The organism is Methylobacterium sp. WL18, from assembly GCF_008040015.1.
Taxonomy (GTDB): Bacteria; Pseudomonadota; Alphaproteobacteria; order Rhizobiales; family Beijerinckiaceae; genus Methylobacterium; species Methylobacterium mesophilicum.
This window is the reverse complement of record NZ_VRVD01000131.1, coordinates 1-9,593: the sequence shown is the minus strand read 5'-3', so window position 1 is coordinate 9,593 and position 9,593 is coordinate 1. Positions and strand designations below refer to the sequence as shown.

Here is a 9,593-nt window from a genome sequence, read left to right as displayed (position 1 = left end):
GCCCCGGTCTCGCGCAGGGCGGCGGCCCGGCGGGCGAAGCTCCCGGCCGGCGGCTGGAACGGGTCGCCCTTGGTCTGGCGCTGCACCACCGGGAACACGTGGGCGCCGGTCTTGAACACGGCCTGGAGCGGCTCGTCGGCGCTACGCCGCAGCGCGGAACCGATCAGCGCAGTGCCGGGCGGAAGGGCCGGGACCGTGAAGGCGTCGATCGCCCCGAGCCGACTCGATCCGATCGCGTTCTCGGTTCCGGCATCGGCCGTGAACGAGACCAGCAGGCCGAGCCCCGCCATCCAGGGCGTCAAGGCGGCCGAGAGCCAGCGCAGGCTCGATTCCCGTCGTCCTCGTCTCACGCCCACGGCTTCAGACCCGCACCGATGCACCACCGCCGGCGCGATCCTCCCCGTTTCCAGGGCGTTCCGGCGGCCGACGCGGATTTATCGCCCGGCATGGTTGAGCCCCGGTTAAGTTCGCTCCTCGACGGCCGTCCCGGTTTCGGCCCGGCGGCCCGATCCGAGCGCGGGCCACGAAAAAGGGCGGCCCGGAGGCCGCCCTGTCTCATCTCAAGCCTGTCGCGCGTGACGCGGGGTCACTCGGCGGCGGGCGGGAGCCCTTCGATCGGATCCGCGGCGCTGCCGGCCTGCTTCTGCTGCAGGATCATCGCATCGCGACGGCGCGCCACGGCGCGGATGTCGGCCACCATCGAGCCGGTGCCCGCTGGGATGAGCGAGCCGACGATGACGTTCTCCTTGAGGCCTTCCAGATGGTCGACCTTGCCGTTGACCGCCGCCTCGGTGAGCACCCGGGTCGTCTCCTGGAACGAGGCCGCCGAGATGAACGACTTCGTCTGCAGGGACGCCTTGGTGATGCCGAGCAGAACCGGAACGCCCTGGATCGGCTTCTTGCCCTCGGCAAGCAGCTTATCGTTGAACTCGGTCAACTCCGTGCGGTCGATCTGGTCGCCCGCCAGGATGTCCGAGTCGCCGCCGTCGGTCACTTCGACCTTCTGCAGCATCTGCCGGACGATCACCTCGATGTGCTTGTCGTTGATCGACACGCCCTGGAGCCGGTAGACCTCCTGGATCTCGTTGACGAGGTAGGCCGCGAGTTCCTCCACGCCCTTGATCGCCAGGATGTCGTGCGGCGCCGGGTTTCCGTCGACGATGTAGTCGCCGAGCTCCACCACGTCGCCGTCCTGCAGGTGGATGTGCTTGCCCTTCGGGATCAAGTATTCCACCGCCTCCGAGCCGTCATGCGGCGTCAGCGTGAGACGACGCTTGTTCTTGTAGTCGCGGCCGAACGCGATGGTGCCCGACTTCTCGGCGATGATCGCCGCGTCCTTCGGGCGCCGTGCCTCGAACAGCTCCGCCACCCGCGGCAGACCGCCGGTGATGTCGCGGGTCTTGGCCGAGTCGGTCGAGACGCGGGCCAGGATGTCGCCGGCCTGCACCTTGCCGCCCGGATCGAAGCCAATGATGGCATCGACGGGCAGGAAGTAGCGGGCATCCGAGCCGCGCGGCAGCTTCACGGGCTTTCCGTCCCGGTCCACCACCACCATGGCGGGCTTCAGGTCCGAAGTCCGGGCCGAACCGCGCCAGTCGACGACGACGCGCTTGGCGATGCCGGTCGACTCGTCGGTGGTCTCGGTCATGGACTGGCCGTCGACCAGATCCTCGTAGGCCACGATGCCGTCGACCTCGGTGAGGATCGGACGGGTGTAGGGGTCCCACTCGGCGATCCGCTGGCCGCGCTTGATCTTGTCGCCCTCGTCGACCCGGAGCTTGGCGCCGTACTGCAGGCGGTGGACCGCCCGCTCGACTCCGTCCGACCCGACGATCACGACCGCCACGTTCCGGCCGGTGGCGATCAGGTCGCCATCGGTGTTCTTGGCGATCGCGCGGTTGCGGATCTTGATCGTGCCCTCGAAGCTCGACTCGATGAACGACGAGTCGGCGATCTGCGCCGCACCACCGATGTGGAAGGTGCGCATGGTGAGCTGGGTGCCCGGCTCGCCGATCGACTGCGCCGCGATGACGCCGACCGCCTCACCCATGTTGACGGGCGTGCCGCGGGCGAGATCGCGCCCGTAGCAGGTGGCGCAGACGCCGCTCCGGGTGGCGCAGACCAGCACGGAGCGGATCTTCACCTCCTGGATGCCCGCCGCCTGGATGGCCGGCAGGTGCCGCTCCTCGATAGTCTCGCCGGTCTTCACGATCACCGTGCCGTCGGCCGAGACCAGGTCTTCGGCCGTGGCGCGGCCGAGGATGCGGGTCGCCAGCGTCGCCACGACCTGGCCGGCATCCACGATGGCGCGCATCTTGATGCCGTTGGTCGTGCCGCAATCGACCTCGCGGATCACCGCGTCCTGAGCCACGTCGACGAGGCGGCGGGTCAGGTAGCCGGAGTTGGCGGTCTTCAGGGCGGTGTCGGCGAGGCCCTTACGGGCACCGTGCGTGGAGTTGAAGTACTCCAGCACGTCCAGACCTTCCTTGAAGTTCGAGATGATCGGCGTCTCGATGATCTCGCCCGACGGCTTAGCCATCAGGCCGCGCATGGCGGCGAGCTGCTTCATCTGGGCGGGCGAGCCACGGGCGCCCGAGTGGCTCATCATGTAGATCGAGTTGACCTGCTTGTCGGCGCCGTTCTCGTCCTTCTGGACGCTCGAGATGCGGTTCATCATCTCGGCGGCCAGCTTGTCCGAGCACTTGGCCCAGGCATCCACGACCTTGTTGTACTTCTCGCCCTGGGTGATCAGGCCGTCGTTGTACTGCTGCTCGTAGTCCTTCACGAGCGTGCGCGTGGTGTCGACGATCGACCACTTGTTGTCCGGCACGACCATGTCGTCCTTGCCGAACGAGATGCCGGCCTTGAACGCGTGGTTGAAGCCGAGGCCCATGATCCGATCACAGAAGATCACCGACTCCTTCTGACCGCAGTGGCGGTAGACGGTGTCGATCATCGCCGAGATCTCCTTCTTGGTCATCAGCTTGTTGACAACGTCGAAGGGAACCTTGGCGTGCTTCGGCAACGCGCCGGATAGGATCACCCGGCCGGGCGTGGTGTCGTAGGTCTTGGTCAGCGGCTCGCCGTCCGGACCGATGCCGTTCCAGCGCCACTTGATCTTGGTGTGCAGCGACACGGTCTTGGCCGCGAGCGCGTGCTCCAGCTCGCCCATGTCGCCGAAGACGCCCTGCATCGGGTTCTTGGGGTTGTCCGGATTGAACGCCCCCTTCGAGCCCTCGGCCACGATCGACAGGTAGTAGAGGCCGAGCACGATATCCTGCGACGGCACGATGATCGGCTGACCGTTGGCCGGGTGCAGGATGTTGTTGGTCGACATCATCAGGACGCGGGCTTCCAGCTGCGCCTCGAGCGACAGCGGGACGTGCACGGCCATCTGGTCGCCGTCGAAGTCGGCGTTGAACGCGGCGCAGACCAGCGGGTGCAGCTGGATCGCCTTGCCCTCGATCAGCTTCGGCTCGAAGGCCTGGATGCCGAGGCGGTGCAGGGTCGGCGCGCGGTTCAGCATCACCGGGTGCTCGCGGATCACCTCATCGAGGATGTCCCAGACCTCCGGCTTTTCTTTTTCAACGAGCTTCTTCGCCTGCTTCACCGTTGCGGAGAAGCCCTTGGCGTCCAGCCGCGCGTAGATGAACGGCTTGAACAGCTCGAGCGCCATCTTCTTCGGCAGGCCGCACTGGTGCAGCTTCAGCTCGGGGCCGACCACGATGACCGAGCGGCCCGAGTAGTCGACGCGCTTGCCGAGCAGGTTCTGGCGGAACCGGCCCTGCTTGCCCTTCAGCATGTCGGCGAGCGACTTCAGCGGGCGCTTGTTGGCACCCGTGATGACGCGGCCGCGGCGGCCGTTGTCGAACAGTGCGTCCACGGCCTCCTGCAGCATCCGCTTCTCGTTGCGGATGATGATGTCGGGGGCGCGCAGCTCGATCAGCCGCTTCAGGCGGTTGTTGCGGTTGATGACGCGGCGGTAGAGGTCGTTCAGGTCGGAGGTGGCGAAGCGGCCGCCATCCAGCGGGACCAGCGGGCGCAGGTCCGGCGGGATCACCGGGACGACGGTGAGGATCATCCACTCCGGCTTGTTGCCGGACATCTGGAACGCCTCGATGATCTTGAGGCGCTTCAGGAGCTTCTTCGGCTTCAGCTCGGAGGTGGTGACCGCGATCTCCTCGCGCAGATCGTTGGCGATCTTGTCGAGGTCGAGTTCCTGCAGGATCCGGCGTATGGCCTCGGCGCCGATCATGGCGGTGAAGCTGTCCTCGCCGTACTCCTCCTGGGCGCGCAGGTACTCCTCCTCCGACAGGAGCTGACGCTCCTTGAGGGGGGTGAGGCCCGGCTCGATGACGCAGTAGGACTCGAAGTACAGGATCCGCTCGAGGTCCTTGAGGGCCATGTCGAGCAGAAGGCCGATGCGCGAGGGCAGCGACTTCAGGAACCAGATGTGGGCGACCGGGGCGGCCAGCTCGATATGGCCCATGCGGTCGCGCCGGACGCGCGCCAGCGTCACCTCGACGCCGCACTTCTCACAGATGACGCCCTTGTACTTCATGCGCTTGTACTTGCCGCACAAGCACTCATAATCCTTGATCGGCCCGAAGATGCGCGCGCAGAACAGGCCGTCGCGCTCGGGCTTGAAGGTCCGGTAGTTGATGGTCTCGGGCTTCTTGATCTCGCCGTACGACCAGGAGAGGATCTTCTCCGGCGACGAGATCGAAATTTTGATCTGATCGAAGCTGACCGGGGTGGCCTGCTGATTGAAAAGGTTCATGACCTCTTGGTTCATGATCCGCTCCTTGTTGACGGCGGTGGCCCCGCGCCGGGCCCCCGTGTCCTGAAAAAGATCCGGCGCCGCGCCCTGCTCAGGCGCCGCTGGCCGTCGTCACCCGGAGGCCCCGCCCCTCCCTGCTCGACCGTGGCGGCTGGATGCCGCCACGGGAGGTGTTGTCGCGACTCCGCTACTCGGCGGCGTCGGCCGGCGGCTCCAGCTGGTCGTTCGCGGCCTTCTTGGAGGACGTCAGCTCGACGTTGAGGCCGAGCGAGCGCATCTCCTTGACGAGCACGTTGAACGATTCGGGGATGCCGGCCTCGAAGGTGTCGTCGCCGCGGACGATCGCCTCGTAGACCTTGGTGCGGCCGGCCACGTCGTCCGACTTCACCGTGAGCATCTCCTGCAGCGTGTAGGCGGCGCCGTAGGCCTCCAGCGCCCAGACCTCCATCTCGCCGAAGCGCTGACCGCCGAACTGCGCCTTGCCGCCCAGCGGCTGCTGGGTGACGAGCGAGTACGGGCCGATCGACCGGGCGTGGATCTTGTCGTCCACCAGGTGGTGCAGCTTCAGCATGTAGATGTAGCCCATCGTCACCTTGCGGTCGAAGGGCTCGCCGGAGCGGCCATCGTAGAGCGTCGACTGCGCCGAGCGGTCGAGGCCGGCCATCTCGAGCATCTGCTCGATGTCGGCCTCCTTGGCGCCGTTGAACACCGGGGTGGCCATCGGCACGCCGCGACGGACGTTGTTGCCGGCCTCCGCCAGCTCCTCGTCGGTCAGGCCGTCGAGTTCGCCCGGGGAGTAGATCGCCTCCATCTCCTGACGCAGCGGCGCGATGTCGTGCGACTTCAGATAGGCATCCACCGCCTTGGAGACCTTGCGACCCAGGCCCGCAGCCGCCCAGCCCAGATGGGTCTCCAGGATCTGGCCGACGTTCATGCGCGAGGGCACGCCCAGCGGGTTGAGCACGATGTCGGCATGGGTCCCGTCTTCCAGGAACGGCATGTCCTCGATCGGCACGATCCGCGATACGACACCCTTGTTGCCGTGACGGCCGGCCATCTTGTCGCCCGGCTGGATCTTGCGCTTCACCGCCACGAAGACCTTGACCATCTTCATGACGCCGGGGGGCAGCTCGTCGCCGCGCTGCAGCTTCTCGACCTTGTCGAGGAAGCGCTGCTCCAGGCGCTTCTTCGACTCGTCGTACTGCTTCTGCATCGCCTCCATCTCGGTCATGAGACGGTCCTCGATGACGGCGAACTGCCACCATTGCGAGCGGGGGTAGTCGTTGATCAGCTCGCGGGTGAGCGTGGTGTCCTTCTTGAAGCCCTTCGGGCCGGCCACCGGCGCCTGACCGATCAGCACATCCGCCAAACGGGCGTAGGTGTTGCGGTCCAGAATCGCCTGCTCGTCGTCGCGGTCCTTGGCGAGCCGCTCGATCTCCTCGCGCTCGATCGCCTGGGCGCGCTCGTCCTTGTCGACGCCGTGGCGGTTGAACACCCGGACCTCGACGATCGTGCCGGTGACGCCCGGCGGCACCCGCAGGGAGGTGTCGCGCACGTCCGAGGCCTTCTCGCCGAAGATGGCGCGCAGGAGCTTCTCCTCCGGCGTCATCGGGCTCTCGCCCTTCGGGGTGATCTTGCCGACCAGGATGTCGCCGGCATTCACCTCGGCACCGATGTAGACGATGCCGGCCTCGTCGAGGTTCTTCAGCGCTTCCTCGGAGACGTTCGGGATGTCGCGGGTGATTTCCTCCGGCCCGAGCTTGGTGTCGCGGGCCATCACCTCGAACTCCTCGATGTGGATCGAGGTGAACACGTCATCCTTCACGATCCGCTCGGAGAGCAGGATCGAGTCTTCGAAGTTGTAGCCGTTCCACGGCATGAACGCGACGAGCACGTTCCGGCCGAGCGCCAGCTCGCCGAACTCGGTCGAGGGACCGTCGGCGATGATCTCGCCCTTCTTCACCGGCTCGCCGACGCGGACCAGCGGCTTCTGCGTGATGCAGGTCGACTGGTTGGAGCGCTGGAACTTCTGCAGGCGGTAGATGTCGACGCCCGGCTTCGTGGCGTCGGCCTCCTCGGTGGCCCGGATGACGATACGGGTGGCGTCCACCTGATCGACGATGCCGGAGCGGCGCGCCGCGATGGCGGCACCGGAATCGCGGGCGACCACCGCCTCCATGCCGGTGCCGACGAACGGCGCGTCGGCGCGGACCAGCGGCACGGCCTGCCGCTGCATGTTCGAGCCCATGAGGGCGCGGTTGGCGTCGTCGTTCTCGAGGAACGGGATCAGCGCCGCGGCCACCGACACGAGCTGCTTGGGCGAGACGTCCATGAGGTCGACGCGCTCAGGCCCCACGACGATCACGTCGCCGGCGCGGCGGCAGACCACGAGGTCCTCCGTCAGCTTCTTGTTCTCGTCCATCTGGGCGTTGGCCTGGGCGACGTAGTACTTCGCCTCCTCCATGGCCGAGAGGTAGGCGACCTCATTGGTGACCACGCCGTCGCGCACGCGGCGGAACGGGGTCTCGATGAAGCCGTACTTGTTCACCCGGGCGAAGGTCGCCAGCGAGTTGATCAGGCCGATGTTCGGGCCTTCCGGCGTCTCGATCGGGCAGATGCGGCCGTAATGCGTCGGGTGCACGTCGCGCACCTCGAAGCCGGCGCGCTCGCGAGTCAGACCGCCTGGGCCGAGCGCCGAGAGGCGGCGCTTGTGCGTCACCTCGGAGAGCGGGTTGGTCTGATCCATGAACTGCGAGAGCTGCGACGAGCCGAAGAACTCGCGCACCGCCGCCGCCGCGGGCTTCGCGTTGATCAGGTCCTGCGGCATCACCGTGTCGATATCGACCTGGCTCATGCGCTCGCGGATCGCGCGCTCCATGCGGAGCAGCCCGAGGCGGTACTGGTTCTCCATCAGCTCGCCGACCGAGCGGACTCGGCGGTTGCCGAGGTGATCGATGTCGTCGATCTCGCCCTTGCCGTCGCGCAGCTCGACCAGCGCCTTAACGACCGCCAGCATGTCCTCCTTGCGGAGGGTGCGGACGGTGTCGGCGGCGTCGAGGTCGAGGCGCATGTTCATCTTCACGCGGCCGACCGCGGAGAGGTCGTAGCGCTCGGAATCGAAGAACAGCGAGTGGAACATCGCCTCGGCGGTGTCGAGGGTCGGCGGCTCGCCCGGGCGCATGACCCGGTAGATGTCGAACAGCGCGCCTTCGCGGTTGGAGTTCTTGTCCACCGCCAGCGTGTTGCGGATGTAGGGGCCGACGTTGACGTGGTCGATGTCGAGCACCGGCAGCTCGATGATCCCGACCTCGTCGAGGCTCTTCAGGAGCTTCTCGGAGATCTCCTCGCCGGCCTCGGCCCAGATTTCGCCGGTCTCGGTGTTGACCAGGTCCTCGGCGATGTACTGGCCGACCAGATCCTCGTCGGTGGCCTTGAGGTACTTGGTGCCCTTGTCGGTGATCTGGCGGGCGTTGCGGGCGTTCAGCTTCTTGCCGGCCTCGAGCACGACCTCGCCGGAATCGGCGTCGATCAGGTCGACCGTGGCCTTCATGCCCTTCATCCGCTCGGGGTCGAACGGCACGCGCCACTCGGCGCCGTCGCGGTCGTAGACCACGCGGTTGTAGAAGGTCGACAGGATCTCCTCGCCGTCCAGCCCGAGCGCGTAGAGAAGCGACGTCGCCGGCAGCTTGCGCTTCCGGTCGATGCGGACGTGCACGATGTCCTTGGCATCGAATTCGACGTCGAGCCAGGAGCCGCGATACGGGATGATGCGGGCGGCGAACAGGAGCTTGCCCGACGAGTGGGTCTTGCCCTTGTCGTGGTCGAAGAACACGCCCGGCGAGCGGTGCATCTGCGAGACGATGACGCGCTCGGTGCCGTTGACGATGAAGGTGCCGTTCTCCGTCATCAGGGGCATGTCGCCCATGTAGACGTCCTGCTCCTTGATGTCCTTGACCGACTTGGCCTGGGTGTCCGGATCGACATCGAACACGATCAGCCGCAGGGTCACCTTCAGCGGGGCCGCGAAGGTGATGCCGCGCTGGCGGCACTCGTCGACGTCGTATTTCGGCTGCTCGAAGGTGTAGCGCACGAACTCGAGCAGGGCCGTCGAGGCGAAGTCCGAGATCGGGAACACCGACTTGAACACGCTCTGGAGGCCTTCATCGCCGCGGCCGCCCTCCGGCTCGTCGACCATGAGGAACTGGTCGTAGGATGCCTTCTGAACCTCGATGAGGTTCGGCATCTCGGCGACTTCCTTGATCTTGCCGAAGAACTTCCGAATGCGCTTGCGACCGACCAGCGTGTTGGCCATGTGAACTCGCTCCATCCCGCGTGCCTCGCGCCCGGGGAAGCGTTCCCGAAAGGGACCTCCCGCACCGGACTGTGACGCGCGCCCCGCCGGACCGCGCCACCGAACCGAATCTCTCTGGCCCGTTTTCAGGGCCCTCCGCCGAAGCGGCCTAAAGCCCGCGGGTGCTGCACCCGCGGGCTCCAGTCACGATAGGCCCACGATGGACCTCCGTGGGGTGATGGGCCGGATCCGGCCCATCGGCGACTTACTTGAGCTCGACCTTGGCGCCGGCCTTCTCGAGCTGGGCCTTGAGCTTCTCGGCCTCGTCCTTGGTGACGCTCTCCTTGACCGGCTTCGGAGCGCCCTCGACGAGGTCCTTGGCCTCCTTGAGGCCGAGGCCGGTGATCGCGCGGACCTCCTTGATGACCTCGATCTTCTTGTCGCCAGCGGCGGCGAGCACGACCGTGAACTCGGTCTGCTCCTCGACGGCGGCGGCGGCGCCACCGGCGGCCGGGCCGGCGG

At 66.8% G+C, this 9,593-nt stretch carries 3 protein-coding genes and 1 pseudogene; all 4 read right to left on the bottom strand.

The genetic code is table 11. From position 1 onward, the window contains the following. Window positions 1-350, bottom strand: a pseudogene (locus FV228_RS12130) (cell wall hydrolase); the annotation flags it as partial. Window positions 351-586: 236 nt separating this feature from the next. After that, on the bottom strand, window positions 587-4,795 hold the full coding sequence (rpoC, locus tag FV228_RS12125; RefSeq protein WP_147854853.1) for a DNA-directed RNA polymerase subunit beta': 4,209 nt from the start codon (window positions 4,793-4,795) through the stop codon (window positions 587-589). A gap of 172 nt (window positions 4,796-4,967) precedes the next feature. After that, window positions 4,968-9,092 carry a DNA-directed RNA polymerase subunit beta gene (rpoB, locus tag FV228_RS12120; protein ID WP_147854852.1) on the bottom strand — a complete coding sequence of 1,375 codons (4,125 nt, stop codon included), beginning with the start codon at window positions 9,090-9,092 and terminating at the stop codon, window positions 4,968-4,970. Between the two features lie 244 nt (window positions 9,093-9,336). Beyond that, on the bottom strand, window positions 9,337-9,593 hold a 257-nt coding region (gene rplL, locus FV228_RS12115; protein WP_147854851.1), incomplete at its 5' end, for a 50S ribosomal protein L7/L12.

What these genes read in the sequence shown, in the direction of transcription:
- rpoC (WP_147854853.1), bottom strand. Translation starts at nt 4,795, where the DNA reads ATGAACCAAGAGGTCATGAACCTTTTCAATCAGCAGGCCACCCCGGTC.
- rpoB (WP_147854852.1), bottom strand. Translation starts at nt 9,092, where the DNA reads ATGGCCAACACGCTGGTCGGTCGCAAGCGCATTCGGAAGTTCTTCGGC.